At 58.8% G+C, this 15,019-nt stretch carries 19 protein-coding genes and 1 CRISPR repeat array; of the genes, 3 read left to right on the plus strand and 16 right to left on the minus strand.

Annotated elements, in window-relative coordinates; all coding sequences use genetic code 11:
- The first annotated feature begins 12 nt into the window (after positions 1-12).
- Positions 13-408: a CRISPR direct-repeat array (repeat unit 37 nt; unit sequence GTTTCAATCCTCGCCTGCCCCGGAGGGCAGGCGCTAC).
- Positions 409-586: 178 nt separating this feature from the next.
- Together cas2 and cas1c are read right to left on the minus strand one after the other, a co-directional pair.
- A complete protein-coding gene (cas2, locus tag VGK14_RS06490) occupies positions 587-877 on the minus strand; it encodes a CRISPR-associated endonuclease Cas2 (protein ID WP_331508137.1) in 291 nt (96 codons plus the stop codon).
- 8 nt (positions 878-885) lie between these two features.
- Positions 886-1,920: a type I-C CRISPR-associated endonuclease Cas1c gene (gene cas1c / locus VGK14_RS06495; RefSeq protein WP_331508138.1), complete on the minus strand. Its 1,035-nt coding sequence runs from the start codon at positions 1,918-1,920 to the stop codon at positions 886-888.
- A gap of 41 nt (positions 1,921-1,961) precedes the next feature.
- Between cas1c and VGK14_RS06500 the strand changes: the two genes are divergently transcribed.
- On the plus strand, positions 1,962-2,267 hold the full coding sequence (locus tag VGK14_RS06500) for a hypothetical protein (protein WP_331508139.1): 306 nt from the start codon (positions 1,962-1,964) through the stop codon (positions 2,265-2,267).
- Entirely contained in the window at positions 2,251-2,652 is a 402-nt protein-coding gene (locus VGK14_RS06505) for a putative toxin-antitoxin system toxin component, PIN family (RefSeq protein ID WP_331508140.1), read from the plus strand. The genes VGK14_RS06500 and VGK14_RS06505 overlap by 17 nt, the downstream gene beginning before the upstream one ends.
- A 4-nt stretch (positions 2,653-2,656) precedes the next feature.
- Here VGK14_RS06505 and cas4 read toward each other — a convergent pair whose 3' ends face one another.
- From cas4 to VGK14_RS06565, 12 genes are all read right to left on the minus strand, one after another.
- Positions 2,657-3,256: a CRISPR-associated protein Cas4 gene (cas4, locus tag VGK14_RS06510; protein ID WP_331508141.1), complete on the minus strand. Its 600-nt coding sequence runs from the start codon at positions 3,254-3,256 to the stop codon at positions 2,657-2,659.
- Between the two features lie 35 nt (positions 3,257-3,291).
- Entirely contained in the window at positions 3,292-3,534 is a 243-nt protein-coding gene (locus VGK14_RS06515) for a type II toxin-antitoxin system HicA family toxin (RefSeq protein ID WP_331508143.1), read from the minus strand.
- The gene (locus VGK14_RS06520; RefSeq protein ID WP_331508146.1) at positions 3,531-3,737 is read right to left on the minus strand and encodes a hypothetical protein; all 207 of its coding nucleotides are present in this window, start codon (positions 3,735-3,737) and stop codon (positions 3,531-3,533) included. Before VGK14_RS06520 ends, VGK14_RS06515 begins: the two co-directional genes overlap by 4 nt.
- A 1-nt stretch (position 3,738) precedes the next feature.
- Positions 3,739-4,620 (minus strand): type I-C CRISPR-associated protein Cas7/Csd2, encoded by an 882-nt coding sequence (gene cas7c, locus VGK14_RS06525; RefSeq protein ID WP_414691705.1) that lies wholly within the window; start codon positions 4,618-4,620, stop codon positions 3,739-3,741.
- A 4-nt stretch (positions 4,621-4,624) separates the two neighbouring features.
- The gene (gene cas8c / locus VGK14_RS06530) at positions 4,625-6,361 is read right to left on the minus strand and encodes a type I-C CRISPR-associated protein Cas8c/Csd1 (protein WP_331508147.1); all 1,737 of its coding nucleotides are present in this window, start codon (positions 6,359-6,361) and stop codon (positions 4,625-4,627) included.
- The gene (gene cas5c / locus VGK14_RS06535) at positions 6,358-7,023 is read right to left on the minus strand and encodes a type I-C CRISPR-associated protein Cas5c (protein WP_331508148.1); all 666 of its coding nucleotides are present in this window, start codon (positions 7,021-7,023) and stop codon (positions 6,358-6,360) included. Before cas5c ends, cas8c begins: the two co-directional genes overlap by 4 nt.
- Positions 7,024-7,337: 314 nt before the next feature.
- Positions 7,338-7,769: a type II toxin-antitoxin system VapC family toxin gene (locus VGK14_RS06540; protein ID WP_331508149.1), complete on the minus strand. Its 432-nt coding sequence runs from the start codon at positions 7,767-7,769 to the stop codon at positions 7,338-7,340.
- A complete protein-coding gene (locus tag VGK14_RS06545; protein WP_331508151.1) occupies positions 7,766-8,008 on the minus strand; it encodes a type II toxin-antitoxin system prevent-host-death family antitoxin in 243 nt (80 codons plus the stop codon). The genes VGK14_RS06540 and VGK14_RS06545 overlap by 4 nt, the downstream gene beginning before the upstream one ends.
- 45 nt (positions 8,009-8,053) lie before the next feature.
- Complete coding sequence (gene cas3 / locus VGK14_RS06550) at positions 8,054-10,318, minus strand: CRISPR-associated helicase Cas3' (protein ID WP_331508152.1); 2,265 nt, start codon at positions 10,316-10,318, stop codon at positions 8,054-8,056.
- On the minus strand, positions 10,306-10,668 hold the full coding sequence (locus VGK14_RS06555) for an HIRAN domain-containing protein (RefSeq protein WP_331508153.1): 363 nt from the start codon (positions 10,666-10,668) through the stop codon (positions 10,306-10,308). Before VGK14_RS06555 ends, cas3 begins: the two co-directional genes overlap by 13 nt.
- Positions 10,669-10,863: 195 nt before the next feature.
- Positions 10,864-11,745, minus strand: coding sequence for a helix-turn-helix transcriptional regulator (locus VGK14_RS06560; protein WP_414691706.1), 882 nt, complete (start codon positions 11,743-11,745; stop codon positions 10,864-10,866).
- Between the two features lie 200 nt (positions 11,746-11,945).
- Positions 11,946-12,554, minus strand: a complete 609-nt coding sequence (locus tag VGK14_RS06565) for a glycine zipper 2TM domain-containing protein (protein ID WP_331508155.1) — start codon at positions 12,552-12,554, stop codon at positions 11,946-11,948.
- Between the two features lie 193 nt (positions 12,555-12,747).
- On the opposite strand from VGK14_RS06565, the gene VGK14_RS06570 reads away from it, so the two are divergent.
- Positions 12,748-13,701 (plus strand): pentapeptide repeat-containing protein, encoded by a 954-nt coding sequence (locus VGK14_RS06570; RefSeq protein WP_331508156.1) that lies wholly within the window; start codon positions 12,748-12,750, stop codon positions 13,699-13,701.
- Positions 13,702-13,705: 4 nt separating this feature from the next.
- On the opposite strand, the gene VGK14_RS06575 is transcribed toward VGK14_RS06570, so the two are convergent.
- Entirely contained in the window at positions 13,706-14,155 is a 450-nt protein-coding gene (locus VGK14_RS06575) for a YhcH/YjgK/YiaL family protein (RefSeq protein WP_331508157.1), read from the minus strand.
- A 115-nt stretch (positions 14,156-14,270) separates the two neighbouring features.
- Positions 14,271-14,960: an aquaporin Z gene (gene aqpZ / locus VGK14_RS06580; RefSeq protein ID WP_331508158.1), complete on the minus strand. Its 690-nt coding sequence runs from the start codon at positions 14,958-14,960 to the stop codon at positions 14,271-14,273.
- Positions 14,961-15,019: the final 59 nt, after the last annotated feature.

A 15,019-nucleotide genomic window follows, 5' to 3' on the forward strand; every position in this document is an offset into this window, starting at 1 on the left:
CGGCAGCAAGTGGTTTCAATCCTCGCCTGCCCCGGAGGGCAGGCGCTACGCGAAGGGCGCAGAAAATTGGGATTTCGCACGATCGTTTCAATCCTCGCCTGCCCCGGAGGGCAGGCGCTACACATGTTGGCGATGTTGCCAGCACCGGCGCCAGTGTTTCAATCCTCGCCTGCCCCGGAGGGCAGGCGCTACGCCAGGGCTTCGCGGTCGGCTGGGTACTTTAAAGCGTTTCAATCCTCGCCTGCCCCGGAGGGCAGGCGCTACGGCGTGATCTTTTCGAGGGTGCGGCCACCAAAAAAGTTTCAATCCTCGCCTGCCCCGGAGGGCAGGCGCTACGCTGGCCGAAGTGATCAAAACTGGCGAATCGATTTGTTTCAATCCTCGCCTGCCCCGGAGGGCAGGCGCTACAGTACAACTACAATTGCATGATACATCGGGATAATTCTACTTGGGGACGCGAACCCTTGATATGCAGGGGTTGGCAAAGGTGGGAACAGAAAACAGAATTTAACATTCTCATTGATTATCAATGCACTACATTTCGCGCGAACCCGCCGCACATTTGTCGTTGCTTGACGTTCGCGCATCAGACCACCAGTGGAGCGTCGAAATCAACCGCACGAAAATTGCCGTATTCCTTGACGTGCAGGTCCACCGGTTCTGTCAGTCGGTACAAACGAAGATTATCTTCCTTGTCGTTAATTTCGGCCAACAAGCGCCGCTCCAAATCTTCGTATTGCATCTGATTGACGCTACATTCAAACACGGATTTCTGCACGCGCTGCCCGACTCCTTCGCAGATTTTTGCCACACGCCGCAATCGGCGGCGACCTTCCCGCGTTTCCGTCGAGACATCGTAAGTGACGATAATCAGCACTTTGTCCCTTATCGCACAAGGAAAGGCATGTAGCCTTCCATTTCGCCGCGGATTGTTCTTGCCATGAATCGCGCTTGCAGCATGGGCAACAGGCCCAGCGGGGTTTTGGTTTCGAGCAAGGGATGGGTGAGCTCCTCCTGTTTGCGCTCCTGATAGGCAACGACGACGGTTTTGCGCGCATCGCCGTGCAAATTGACCGCGCCGCCTTCGCGCAGGTCAAAGTCATCCGGGGTGATTTGCCCGCGATTGATAAGGGTCAGCGCCAAGCGGTCAGCCAGCACCGAGCGGAATTCCTCCATCAAATCCAGGGCAAGCGCGGCACGCCCGGGACGGACGGCATGCAGGAAGCCGAGCTGCGGATCAAGGCCGACAGCTTCCAGCGCGGAGCGGCAATCGTTCATCAGCATGGAGTAAAGAAACGACAACAAGGCATTGAACCGGTCGCGCGGCGGGCGACGGGTGCGGCCATCCATGGAAAAATCATCGCGGACATCGCGGCGCACCAGCGCGGGCAAAGCGGAGAAGTAGATTTTGGCGGCATCGCCTTCGATACCGCGCACGGCGTCCAGGTCGGGAGCATACGGCAGATTGCGCACCGAGCGCGCCAAAGCCGTGGCGGCGGCACCGAGAGTACGGCTGTCTTCATCGTCGGCAGATTCGCGCGCGCCGCGCAGCAATACCTGGCGGGAATTGCGCAGTTTTCCGGCAATAACTGCCTGTGCCATTTGCAGGGAAAAAGAAGGCTCCGGGGCTTGCCGATGTTGCGCCTGCCGCAGCAGGATGTTGCCGGAGACGGCGCCCTCCAGCCGCGCCTTGAAACGCCCGTTGCCATCCAGCAACACCATGCTGATACCGTCATCCGCACAGCGGTGCATGAGGGCGGGCGAAACCATGATATTGCCCAGACACACCACGCTGCCCAAGTGATGCAGCGGCACCTGAAGCCGTTTTTCATGTTCCACGTCCACGCGCAGGGTGTCGTTCTCCAGATGGAGATAACTGCGAGGTGTCATGACGTAAAGCGTGTTGAGTATCTGGCGCATGGGTGCTAAGCTGTGTACCTTATTGCGTACTGGAGAGTGTCATGGATTTTGTCACCACCAAAGAACTTCGCGCCGAATCCGGCAAGGTGTGGGCCAAACTGGAAGCGGGCGAAGATATTGTCATCATGCGTAACGGCAAGCCTTTTGCGCTGATGGTGCATACCGAGCCAACACGGCTGGAAGAAGACTTGCGCGCCATCCGGGCGGAACGCTTCGCCGAGAACGTGCGCAAAATGCAACAGCGCTCCGTCGAGCAAGGGCTGGATAAAATGACCATGGAAGAAATTGATGCCGAGATTGCGCTGATGCGTAAAGAGCGAAAGGAACGCAGTGCGGGCGGTCATTGATACCAACATTCTGGTATCGGCACTGCTCACCCCCGGCGGGGTATCTGCGCAATTGATTGCGGCCATACGCAGCCAGACCATGATCCCAGTCGTCAGCCAGAGCATTCTTGCGGAATATGCCGAAATTTTGAACCGCCCCAAATTCGGCTTCTCCCACGACCGGATTACCAGCTTGCTGGAAGATATGAAAGGGCTGGCGCTGGTGATGAACCCGCGGCCTATCCCACTCCAGGATTTACCAGACCCCGACGATGCGCCTTTTATCGCGGCTGCACTCGCCGCTGGTTGCGCCATCATTACCGGCAACAGCAAGCATTTTCCACCGGAAACCGGCGTGGAAATTCTCTCGCCCGCCGAAGCACTAATGCGCCTGAAAGCTGCGTAAAAGCTCATTCCTGCACCTCGAACAATGTAGCGACAAACCCCTGCTGTTTGCCTTTTTCCGCCAGTGCCTCCGGCTGGCAGATTTCCTTGAGTGAGCACTCATTGCAGCGCTTGTCGTTAACGGGCGGGGGAAGCTGTCCGGAAGCCAGCATGGCGCGGATGGCGGCAATGGTATCCATCATCTGCCGCCGCAGTTCGGGGCCAATCACCACCTCGCGACGGCGACGCGAGCCATGATGATAAATCGCACCCTTGGGTACGGGCTTGCCGGTCATTTCTTCCAGGCAAACCGCTTGCGCGGCCAACTGCAAATCGTCGTGCAGTTTTTCGCGCTTTTTGCCGTGCTTGTATTCCACCGGGTAGATCGTCCCATCGGTGCGGAATTCCACCACGTCGCATTTGCCTACCAACCCCAGAGTATCGGAAAACACCGGCAACGCGCGTTCGATACGCGCGCCGGGAGCGGTTTCCCAGCCCGGCTCATCCACCCGCTCATGCGCCGCGTTGCCGCGCATAGTGTGGACATTTTCGTCGAAAGCCTGCTCCAGATGGATCAAGGCGCACTGGCGCGGGCAATAACTCCAGTGCTGGAGGGCAGAAAGCATGAGCGGGTCATCGGGCTCGCCGGTTTCCATCGAATTCAGCCGAATAGTCTGGCAATCAGCGCATCCCGCGTCAGCCGGTGATGCGCGGCGACATCCGCCAGAATCGCCGCCAATGTGCCCACCCGCAATGGATCGTGCAATGGGATGGTCAGATGATGCTCCTCGGGAGAAGCACAAGTCAGGCGGACATGGCTGCCTGATTGCCGGGTGGCCTGATACCCCAGCCGCTCCAGCGCCTTGATAAGTCGCGCACCGGACAGGTCACGCGGCAACTTCATACCGCGATCACTTCCTCGCGGGTGAAATGCAGGCGGATCATCTGCGGGGCATGGCCTTCGTCAAAATGGCAATGCACCGCGTCGCGCACTTGCTGGTGCAGGGTTTCCAGATCGTCCGCCTCGGTGAAGATGGACGTTCCGAGTGCCCGCGCCGTATATCCGCCCTCCGGCGCGTCTTCGACAAGAAACAGGATTTCGTTCATTTCAGGCCTTCCTTTCAAGCGTGACGCCGGGCGGCATCCCCTCCTCATTCACGGAAACAGTATAGTCCGAGAAATCGCGCGGCACGGCAACGCCATCGTTGAGTTTGGGCTGGATGCGGGAGAACAGGCTGTGAGCAGGGGCGTTGCCAAGCTGGCTGTCGTGCCTGAATACATACAGCCCGCGTGTCGCCATCTCACCACGGGCGGCGGAACGGTCATGCTCGAACATTTGCTCCAGCGACTTCCAGAGCAATTCGAGGTCTTCTTCCGAGAAGCCGGTCTGGTTGGCGAGATGGGCGGAGACGAAACCGTGGGCGATATACAAGCCATATGGCACGGTGAATTTACGGCCCATGGTACGGTTGTCGCCATCCTGCTTTTCGGCTTCGGCCTCGGTGGCAACGGCCATGCGGGTGATGGAATGCTCCTGCGCCACGACCGGATCGACGGAGCGGGCAAAAGTCAGCTGCACCGGGCCGCGCACCTGGCCGCAGTTGACGCCGGTGGACATGACCGCGCCGAAGGTACGCACGTCGTAAAAGTTCTTGCACATCCAGTCGCGTGCCTCATTCACCTTGTCGCCGCCCTTGCGCTTCTTGTCCTCGCCACCCAGCAGGTCGGCAGCCCCGATGCCTTGGTAAGCGCGCTCGTGTTGCTTGTTGAGGATGGCTTTTTCCTTGACGTAAATCTCGAATGGCGGCTGTTCGCCCTTGACGATGCCGACGAAGTTGCGCACTTTGCGCTTGAGGGAAACATCCGTCACCAAGCCACGCCCGGTTTCCGCATCCACGCGCGGCAGGTTGCCTGCGTCCGGGTCACCGTTAGGGTTGCCGTCCTTCACGTCGAACAGCAGGACAAAGTCGTATCGGTTATTCAGTGCCATGATGTTATTCTCCCTGAGTGGTGGGTTCGGATTTGGTGAAGAATGCCTGCCGCTGGTGGTAATAGCCGACGGCGAAACTGCCTTGGTCTTGCAATCTAAGCTGAGGAGGGAAATCGTCGATGCCGATAAAAATTTTTGCTATGTAATCATCGGGCTTGTTGTCTTCAAAAGCACGATAAAGAATCTTCCTTCCTCGCTCGTCCAGTTTAGCTACATGATGATTCTTGAGCTTAAGCAAGGTTGGAAACACCGTAACGGGTGTACTCGATGCCGCACCATAAAAGCGATCTCGAATCGTGGCATTGATATTGGGTTGGGCTACTTCTTGAATTTTTTCCAGCACCGCGAACAGCCTGCCCAGCCGATAGGCGGGATTAGTATTGCTTTCGTCCAGTGACACCTTGAGTTCCTCCTTGCCTGAGTGACGGTTGATGCATGCCTTGATGATCGCGGCGCGCGGGTAGGTAACTTCTTGTTCAGCGCGGATACGGCGAATCGTGCCGGAGAGCAGGGTTTGTGGGTACGGCAAGTTTTCGATGATACCGCGCATCAACTCGCCGCCAAGATTGGGGGGGATGTTTTCCGCCTTGCCCTGTGTCGCCGTGGCAACCAGCAGGCGGAACAGCGAAAGCGTTTGCGGCTCGTGCGGGGCATGGGCAATGCGGATGTCGTCGAAATGACGGCGGATGTTGACCGCCAGTTCGCCCACGGTTTTGCAATGCCAGAAGCGTACCGCGATGCGCGCGGCGTTGGGCGCCAGCCCCAGCACGTAAAAGCGCGTGCCGTCATCCTCGAAATTGCTCACGCCGCTTTGCGGCCCGGCAAGCAAGGCCGCGACGGCTTGCGTTCCGGTATCGGGATTGTCCTTGTCCGGCTCGCCGAACACGCTGGAAAACAGCGTTTCCATTGCGTGCCCCGGCTGTTCCGCCCAGAACACGGTGGAGGCATCGCCCACCTGGATGCGCTGCCGCGAGCCTTTTGCCAGCAGATGGTTGAGCGCTGTGGTGTAGGCAAAGGCCGCGCGTTTGCCCACAGGCGCATTTGCGCCTTGCTCCTTGCCGTAGGAACGGAACGCATCGAGGTTGAACGAAACGATATTCGCCCCGGAACTCTGCGCGCCCCACACACCCTTGACCGAGGGATGCAGGCGCTCAATCACGTCGTCCTCGCCGGACACCAGGCACAGCGCGCTTTCCGCGCCATCCTCCCGCCCGCCGGACGACAGCGCCGCCGTCACCGCCTCGCGTTCGCAAACCGGGTAAGGGTCGCCTTCAAGTCGGAAGGTCAGGTTGGCCCCGCTTTCCAAAATTTCCGCCCAGCGCGGGTTGGCAAACACCGCGTCAAAATCGCCGCGTTCGAGAAAGGCCAGCACCGCGCGTATCCCGGCATCGTCGGATTCCGCGAACCTATCGTGGATGGCCGCGACAAAGGCCAGATGCTGCTCACGCGCCCGCTCCGGTTTGCCCTTGCCATCCACGCCGAATACATAGCCGGGGTTATCCCACAGCAGGTTGGCGGCAACGCCGGACGAACGCTTGACCGTCTGCGGCACCAGAAAGGATTTGGCGACCCGATTTCTCCCTTCGCCCTCGCTGGTAGGTTCCAATGCGGCGAATTCGCCAGCCGCTGTCAGCACCACGAGATAGGGAATCGGCTTCTGCTCGAAACCGGGCGGCGCCAGATCGCTCTCCGGCAGTCGGGTCTTGCGCTGGTAATAGTCGTTGAGCGCTTGCAATATCATCCCCGCACCTCCTCGCTATCCCAGCCCGGCACTTGCAGCACGCTGTTTTCCAGCCTTGCGCGGAAAAAGCGCGGTTGCGGGTCGGCAGGCTTGGCGTAATCCAGGTCGTACAACATCCAGCCCAGGTCGCGGGTTTCGCTGATCGGGGCCGGTAGCAGCTGGGCCGTATCCACCAGCCGGAAATCGCAAGCGAATTCGCGGCATCCCAGATAAGGCTGGTTCACGCACTGGCCCTTCTCGGCGCGGCGCTCGAACATACCCAGGAATTTGCCCGGCGTGTTGTTTTCCCCGGCATCGGGCAGCAACTCGAAATGGGCGTGGATGCGGTAGGCCACATCACGCAAAAACAGCCCGGCGCGCTGCTGGCGCTCGTCCTCGATGTTGAGGCCGATGTTGCCGGAACCCTTATTCATCGCCTCCTGCGCATTGCGCACGGAAACCACAGCGCCGACCTCGTTGCGCCGCAACGTGATCCACTTGATCGGCTTCAACACCTCGATTTTGCTCACCTGCCAGCGAATCGCCGGCTTCCACAGGATGGCCTCGAACACCGCGCGGGCAGCGGATGGCGTCATCACGTCGTAGCTCACCCGCTCGACCTTCATTTCCGGCCGGGTGAAACAGGCGAAATCGCCAGTGACTTCAAGACAATAGGTTTTCATCGCTTCCCCATGTTGTTAGCGAGTCAAATAGGCAAATACCATCAGCCCAAGCAACAGATACAAGGCATAAAACCGATCCGTCTGAAGCTGCGTCGTCAACAAACGCAGTTCGCGAATAATTTTGGGCCAATCCATAGTCGCCACCATTGCATACTTACGATGGCGGCAGAATATCACATTATTCCTAGAATGGGTAAAGGTATTGCTTATTTCACTCACACACCGGATAATCCTCTTGCGTCGTCTCAAGACGAGGGTTGAAACCTAGATGAGGTTAAGGTTGTAATAAAAGCGAGGGGAAACTTTCCCCTCGCTTACCTCACTTCCAACACCCGCATAAATCCCGCCCTGCCATATTCCCCCAAACGCTCGTCCGCTGTCGCCAGCACGGCGTCACGCGCCCTGACCGTGGCCGCCAGAATGCGGTCTGCCGGATCGCCATGCAATTCTCCCGGCAGGCGAGAGCTGGCGACGGCGATTTCCGGCTCCAGTCCAATCAGGCGCAGTCCGGGCAAGGCCAGCGCGGCGGCCACCCATTTTTCGCACGGCAGGCCCAGAGCGATTCGTCCCTTGGCTTCCAGCATGCCGATTTCCCATACCGAAATGGCCGAGACGGCCAGCCTGCCTTCGTGCACGGCATTCTCGATTTCCTCGCGCACCGAAGCAGCAAGGCGTTCGGCATTGCCCAGGGCAAACCACAACCAGACGTGGGTATCCAGCAACAGGAGGGGATGCGCCGAGGTCATGCCACACCCTCCACGCTTTCCGCCTCCCACTCCACATCAATGGGCGCGATGATGTCGCCGCGCACGGTCGCGGTGCCCGACATATAGCCGAACAGCGGCGCGGCCTGTTCCGGTTCCACCGGCACCATCATCGCGACAGGCTTGCCACGTTTGGTGATAACCACCGACTCGTGGGTGCTCGCCACTTCATCCATCAACTTGAGGCATTTGGCCTTGAATTCTCCGGCGGGTATTTCCATTTTATTCTCCATGGTCATATAATCATGGTCATATCATACGCCATTTCATGAAACCAGGCCTGCGGCATCCAACACTCCATCCACGACCAAGCCAATATCGGGGTGATACAGCCCATCCGATGCCTGCACGAAAACGTCCGGGGAAATTTCCCGCACGTCTCCGCTTGCCATCAGCTTTTTGCATTCACGCTCGCGGATGTTGACGGTATAGCGCTGTAGGCGGCGCAATATCCCGCGCCGCTGATGCGGCTCCATATTGCCGCCGGCTTGCAGCGCGGCAATCAACGCGGGGCTGTCGCCGTAGCGCACGACGACGGCGGTCTGGCCTTCCTCGTCGATCAGGCGAAAACGGTTGGCGGCAGTGCGGAAGTTGAATTCACCGTGCAAGGCGCCCCCCCGATTGTGCATATCCAGCAGGCCGACTATTTCAGCCTTGTCCAGGTTGTTGAGGCTGGCGTAGTAATGCCGGAAATACGCCTCGAAGCGCTCGCGCGTGAGCGGATCGCCTTCGGTTAGCCGCATAATTTCACGCCCGCTTTGCTGCGCCTTCGACAGCAATCCTGGTGCGGCATCCTTGGGCGGCTCGAACACCACGACCAAGCCTTTTTCGGGCAGCATGCCTTCGCGATTGCAGCGCCCGGCGGCCTGGGCGACGGCATCCAACCCGGCCATGGCGCGATAGACCACGGAAAAATCCATGTCCACCCCGGCTTCCACCAACTGCGTGCTGACGACGCGCGTCGGGATGCCATCCTTGAGGCGCTGCTTGATGTCGGCGATGATCCGGCTGCGATGCTCGCCGCACATCAGGGCCGAGAGGTGGATCGTGCCTTCTGGCATCAGTTTGTGCAGCTCACGGCAATCGTTACGGGAATTGACGATGCACAGCACCGAGTCGTGTTGAAGGAGTTTGTCGGCGATTTGCTCCCAGCTTTGTCGGGCACGGTCAGCCTCAGGCAATTGCGTTTGCACCCGTTCGAGGCCGACATAAAGCGCATCCGGGTCGTCCATCAATTCGCGCACGTCAGCCAACCCGGCAAACTTCGAGCGCGGCGAGAACGCGGGTTGCGTGGCGGTGGACAGCACCAGGCTAACCCCGTAGCCGTGCGTCAGATCTCGCATCGTATGCAATATGGGCGTCAGGAATTCCGGCGGCAGCAACTGCGCCTCGTCCAGCACGACGACGCTGTTGACGATATTGTGCAACTTGCGACAGCGGCTGGTTTTGGCGGCGAACAGCGACTCGAAAAATTGCACGTTGGTGGTGACGATGATGGGCGCATCCCAATTCTCCGTCGCTAGCCTGGAACGCGAGTCTTCCTTGTCGGGGTCGAGATTGCTGTGGTGTTCGATAACATTCTCGTCACCGAAAATGCCGCGGAAAATTTCCGCCGTCTGTTCGAGGATGCTGGTGTAGGGAATGACATAGATCACGCGCCGCTTGGCGTGATGTACCGCATGATTGAGCGCGAAAGCCATGCTGGAAAGTGTCTTGCCGCCGCCCGTCGGCACGGTAAGCGAAAACAGGCCGGACGGCAGCGCCACTTTTTTGCGGCATTGGTGCAACACGTCGGCGCGAATGCGATTCACAGGGGTGTCTTTTGATGGAGCAACCTTGCTCGTTACATCTTCCATGTGGGCGTCGAAGCGTGCCAGCAATTCCCTGAGATCGGGATAATCCGCCCGCAACGCCGATCGGCCCTCGTCCATGAACTTTTCGGTATCGAGAAAATCGGCATCCACCAGGCAGGAAAACAGCATTCGCACCCACAGCGCCATGGATGTGCCTTGCGGCGGGAGGTCGATGGGGCGCGGCCGGGCCAGCATGTCTTGCGGTGGCCCACCCGCCAGCGCCTCTTGCAGGTAGCCTGCGTTCTTCCCGGCTTCCAGCCGGTTGAATAGCGCGGACGGCCCTTCTTCCTGGCTGTTCCAGTCGGGCAATCCGGCATGATGCCCGGCAATCAAATAAGCGAGAATGCGCCCATGCAAGCCCAGCGTTTCCACCGCGTGAATCGCGCCCGCCGTGGAATGGTCCACCCGGCCCGACGTACCTTCGATATGGGCCTCCGGGTCATATCCGCTTTTGGTCTTGATGTAAGACTGGAACTTCTCACGGTACTTGCCAAAATCGTGCCACAAGCCGGAAAGGCTCGCCCAGCCGACGCTGTTGAAGTCGGAGGCAAATATCCCCGCCAGACGTGCCACAGCATGAGAATGTTCAATCAGCCAATGCTCCACCCATGTGCCATCCGGCAACTGCCGGACATGCGCCAGAGGCTGCTGGTCCCGTTTGTCGTTTACATCCGCCATCTCACTTCCACCTTAACCCTGTCCCAAGAATTACTGCTGTTCTCCAGCCCAACAATCAACGCATCCAGCGTTTCTCCGCGGTCCAGCAATTGCGAAATGGCTGCATTGTCCAGCCGAGGAATATAGCCTAATTTAAAACTTTGCCATTCCACGCGCACGGCGCGTTCGTCATACGGATTATCGGCTTCGCGCGTCAGCGTGATTGGCTGGCCGACGGCGAGTTGCGGCCATAATGCGTCGCCGTGATGGTATTGAAACCCGGCCACGGGGGAGGTCTGCAAGGTTTTCCATGTCTCGCGGCTGGCGTGGGCGGCTCCGGGCAGGGCGATTCCGCCGGCCAATGCCGTCAATGATTTCAAAAATGCTCGCCGCAACATGGCTTCCCCTTTGGTTTCCGACTATCGCCATTTTAGTTTCGGCATAACTTGAAGATTAGCCCCTACTGAAATTCGCTTTGCTCATTTTCCACACTCACAGTCTCAAAACATGAGCCTGCAAAACAAAAATCTGGATTCGAGGTAAGGCCCGGAATGACGGCATTGTTGCTACGCCCCGAAGCGACCCAATGCAGCCTTGAGGCGCGAGCGAACTTCCTGCCGGAGTTCCTCGGGCGCGACAACTTCCACTTCGGGTACATGGCGCAGAATGTCCATGACCAGTTCGCGCGGGTCGGCATAGGGGATTTGCAGTTCGTATGCGCCATCGTCGAGGAATCGCCCCTGCTGTTGCGGATGCCAGCGCTCTTCGGCAATCCAGCGGGCGCGTTCAGGAGTAAAGCGCAGGATGGCGGTATGTCGGGCGGCTCCGGCGAAGATGCCGTAGCCGTCGGCGAAATGGGCGTCCAGTCGGGCGTCGGAGATATTGTCGGCGGGGGTGTCGAGCACATGGATGCTGCGGATGCGGTCGACGGCAAAGCTGCGCAGTGCCTGGCGGCTGTGGCACCAGGCATCGAGATACCAGTTGTCGCGGTAGTGCGCAAGGCGTTGTGGTGAAACAGTGCGCGCGGCTTCGTCGTCGTTGCCGCGGGCATGGTAGACAATTTCCATGCGGCGACGGCGCAATAAGGCGCCGGCAACTGTCTGAAATAACGCGCCATCGGGAGCACGCGCCGCCATCGGCAGAAGACGAATACGATGGATTTCGCCGCCGCCCAGGTGTTCGGATTCAAGCAGTTTTTCGATACGCTGCCGCAATGGGGCCAGTTGCGCATCGAGCAAACCGGAGCCAACTTCGGCCAGCAGCCTCTGCATGGAAAGCAGGGCCAGGATTTCCTCGGCGGAGAACCACAAACCGGGGAGTTCGTAGCGGTCGTCACCGTAGCGGTATCCTTGATATGTGCGGTCGTAATCGATGGGTGCTTGCAGATAATCGCGCATCTCCCGGATGACGCGGTTGGCCGTGGCGCGGGAACATTCGAGATGTTCCATGATGAGTACCAATGGTACAACCGTCCGGCGCCCGCGCAATAGTCCATGGAGCTGATAGATTTTGTGAAGACGGTCCATTGGTGGAAATTTCAGTTTTTCTAATACCTTATACCAAGAGGGCTTTCCCCGCATATAAAAAAACCGCCGGGATCGCCGGCGGTTTTGTCATGCACGGACCTTTTGAGTCCTGTCAGTCAGTTTCATTCATCCCAATCATGGTCGCGATGGCGCTTGTCCCAGCCGCGATGCCATCCATTGTCGTGGCGATCGCCAGGCTCGAGATAGCTCACGCGGCTGTCGTAATCCGGCGAGACCGCCACTCTTACCCTGATAGTGTTACCCGGGTCGTTGGGCATCGTCGCGGTGTAGTCGCGGCCATTGAAGCGGTAGGTCACCAGGTAGTCGCGGGTGACGGTCTGCCAATTGTCCACCGTGACGCAGCGGTCCACCGGATGGGTGGTGTAGACATTATCGCGGCGGTCGCGGTTGTCGATACGGTCGCCGACGATGGCACCAGTAGCGGCACCTACCGCGGCGCCTGCGATGCGGCCCTTGCCCTTGCCGATCTGGCTGCCGATGAGACCGCCGGCGATACCGCCGATGATGGAACCGCCGATGTCGCGGTCGCCTGAGCTGGCGGATTCGCGGATGTATTCGGTGCGGCATTCCTGACGCGGAGCATTGATGCGTTCGGTCTGCGGGACGACGGAAAGCACCCGCGCGGTATCGTAATAAGCGTCGTCAGCCATGGCCGGCGATGCTATCGCACCGACCAGCATCAAGGCTGTACTGATTTTCAAGGCTTTCACGTTGCAACCTCCTTCTGTTGTTGGAAATCCCGTCGGCACATTTGCCGGCAGTTGAGTGAATAACGCAGGTGCAATTGCTCTGGTTGACTGTCCGGCCGGTCAGTTACAAAATTTTACATTTCGTACCATATGGCGAACTAATACCTGCGGATGGGTCTAAAATTCAGGGACATACATCAGGAGGAGGTTCATCATGAAGACAACCGCCGTTTCGCTGCTGGCGTTTTTGCTTGTCGCCACCGCCGCCGGGGCCGAGGAATTCAACAAGAACTGTTCCATGAGCATGGCCATGGGAAGGGAAGTCGCCACCGACTGTTCCGTGAAATGGGAAAACGAAGGCAAGGTTTACTGCTTTTCCAGCCGGCAATCCAAGGACATGTTCCTGATGAACACCGCCGAGAACATGCGCAAAGCGCGCGAGTTCGAGAAAAAGATCGGTGCCACAACCAAAGAAAAGGTCAGTTCCGAGCAGGTTCGCAGCCTGATCAAACAGGCGACTCTGGAAAAACCCGCAGATTTCTCCGGCAAGGATTTGAGCTACCAGGATTTGAGCGGCCTTGATCTGCGCAACGCCAGATTCGTCGACGCCAACCTGTTTGGCGCCGATCTGCGCGGCTCCGACTTCACCGGGGTGGACATGACCAACGCCTATCTCAACCTCGCGCGCATCGAAAAGACCAATTTCACCAACGCCAACCTGACCAACGCCACGCTGTTCCAGCCGATCTATGAAAAAAATAGTTTCAAGGGCGCCAAGCTCGTCAACGCACGGGTCATCGGCACCCTGGGTGCGGTGGACATGAGCGAGGCCGACGTGCGCAACGGCCGCTTCGGCCTCGATCTCGGCAATCAGCCGATGGGGCAGATGAAGTTCGATAGTGTCGGCGGCAAGTTCATGGGCACCAATTTCGAAGGTTCGGACATCAACCGCGCCAACCTCAGTTTCGCCGACCTGCGCGGCGCCAACCTGCGCAATACCAACCTGTTCCGCGTGGATTTCAGCAAGGCCGACTTGACCGGCGCCGACCTCACCGGTGCGGACATCGGCGAAGCCGTGCTCGACGGCACCGTCCTGAAGGACGTGAAAGGGCTGGATAAAGTGAAGGGCATGGCGACGACGCAGGGCAAATGCGAGGGCTGTAAATAAACGCTCACTCCGCCGCGATCTTGAGCACCACCTTGCGGATGCTGCCCGCGCCGACCAGCGGCGCGTGCGCATCCTCGGGGAAGAAAATGCAGAAAGCGCCGGGCGGCGTCGCGATCCAGCTTGTCGGGGCATCGCGGAAAAACCGGATGTCCCGCTCGGCACTGTAATCGGCCACCGGTTGGCGACAATCGCGCACCGGCTTCCACCCCATCTCGTCCACCCCGTCCAGCACCAGTTGGATATCGATGTATTTGCGATGGCACTCCAGTTTCGCCGCCTCGCGGCTGCGCCCGGCAACCGCTTCCACAATGGCGAACAGGCGATCGCCTTCGATGGGGTAGCGGCCCGGCGCCAAGGCGCGAAGATCAGTACTGGTCAGGAATTCAAAGGCGCACGGAAACAGCGCATGTAGGGTGGTGTAGCGGTTGGCGTTGGCTAGATGGTCGAGGATCATGATGGTTGGGTTCTAGAGGGTCCATAATAATGCCTGCGATCACCCCCAACAGATACATGAATGCTTGAGTTCAGCGAGCTACCGAAGGCAGCCCGCTGAAACTAAAGTTGCGTTTTCAGCTTTCCTCGCTGGCAATAAAACGATAGGTCACCGCACCGAGCAATGCGCCCGCAATGGGAGCAACCCAGAAGAGCCAGAGCTGACCGACAGCCCAATCACCGACGAACAAGGCAACACCCGTGCTTCGCGCGGGATTGACTGAAGTATTTGTCACAGGGATGCTGATGAGGTGAATCAGCGTCAGCGCAAAGCCAATCGCGATAGGGGCAAAGCCCGCCGGTGCACGCTTGTCGGTTGCGCCAAGTATGACCAACAGGAAGAACATAGTCATGACCACCTCGCTGACCAGCGCTGCCAGAAGAGAGTAGCCGCCGGGCGAATGTGCGCCATAGCCGTTCGATGCAAACCCCTTGGAAACATCGAAACCTTCAGCGCCACTGGCGATGACGTAGAGCACGCCGCCGGCGACGATAGCGCCAAGGACTTGCGCCACGATGTAGGGAAAGAGCTTGCTTGCAGGAAAGCGGCCGCCAGCCCAAAGTCCAACCGAGACTGCTGGGTTGAGGTGACAGCCAGAGATGTGGCCGATGGCATAGGCCATAGTCAACACCGTGAGGCCGAATGCAAGCGCAACGCCGTGCAAACCGATGCCAACATTCGGAAACGCGGCAGCAAGCACCGCACTTCCGCACCCGCCAAGAACAAGCCAAAACGTCCCAAGGAATTCCGCACCATATTGTTTCATTTGTATCTCCTCTTGTTAAGAAGGATTATGAACGTGTGACGCCCTACAGCTATTATAAG

Origin of the sequence: Novimethylophilus sp. (assembly GCF_036504375.1) — a bacterium.
GTDB lineage: Bacteria > Pseudomonadota > Gammaproteobacteria > Burkholderiales > Methylophilaceae > Novimethylophilus.

Excerpts from the sequence above, each read along its gene's own strand:
- cas1c (WP_331508138.1), bottom strand. The coding sequence starts at position 1,920 with ATGCGCCAGATACTCAACACGCTTTACGTCATGACACCTCGCAGTTAT.
- VGK14_RS06540 (WP_331508149.1), bottom strand. The coding sequence starts at position 7,769 with ATGACCTCGGCGCATCCCCTCCTGTTGCTGGATACCCACGTCTGGTTG.
- cas7c (WP_414691705.1), bottom strand. The coding sequence starts at position 4,620 with ATGGCACTGAATAACCGATACGACTTTGTCCTGCTGTTCGACGTGAAG.
- VGK14_RS06570 (WP_331508156.1), top strand. The coding sequence starts at position 12,748 with ATGAAGACAACCGCCGTTTCGCTGCTGGCGTTTTTGCTTGTCGCCACC.
- cas3 (WP_331508152.1), bottom strand. The coding sequence starts at position 10,318 with ATGGCGGATGTAAACGACAAACGGGACCAGCAGCCTCTGGCGCATGTC.
- cas5c (WP_331508148.1), bottom strand. The coding sequence starts at position 7,023 with ATGAAAACCTATTGTCTTGAAGTCACTGGCGATTTCGCCTGTTTCACC.
- aqpZ (WP_331508158.1), bottom strand. The coding sequence starts at position 14,960 with ATGAAACAATATGGTGCGGAATTCCTTGGGACGTTTTGGCTTGTTCTT.
- VGK14_RS06560 (WP_414691706.1), bottom strand. The coding sequence starts at position 11,745 with ATGGAACATCTCGAATGTTCCCGCGCCACGGCCAACCGCGTCATCCGG.
- VGK14_RS06500 (WP_331508139.1), top strand. The coding sequence starts at position 1,962 with ATGGATTTTGTCACCACCAAAGAACTTCGCGCCGAATCCGGCAAGGTG.
- VGK14_RS06575 (WP_331508157.1), bottom strand. The coding sequence starts at position 14,155 with ATGATCCTCGACCATCTAGCCAACGCCAACCGCTACACCACCCTACAT.
- VGK14_RS06515 (WP_331508143.1), bottom strand. The coding sequence starts at position 3,534 with ATGAAGTTGCCGCGTGACCTGTCCGGTGCGCGACTTATCAAGGCGCTG.
- VGK14_RS06520 (WP_331508146.1), bottom strand. The coding sequence starts at position 3,737 with ATGAACGAAATCCTGTTTCTTGTCGAAGACGCGCCGGAGGGCGGATAT.
- VGK14_RS06545 (WP_331508151.1), bottom strand. The coding sequence starts at position 8,008 with ATGGAAATACCCGCCGGAGAATTCAAGGCCAAATGCCTCAAGTTGATG.
- cas4 (WP_331508141.1), bottom strand. The coding sequence starts at position 3,256 with ATGCTTTCTGCCCTCCAGCACTGGAGTTATTGCCCGCGCCAGTGCGCC.
- cas8c (WP_331508147.1), bottom strand. The coding sequence starts at position 6,361 with ATGATATTGCAAGCGCTCAACGACTATTACCAGCGCAAGACCCGACTG.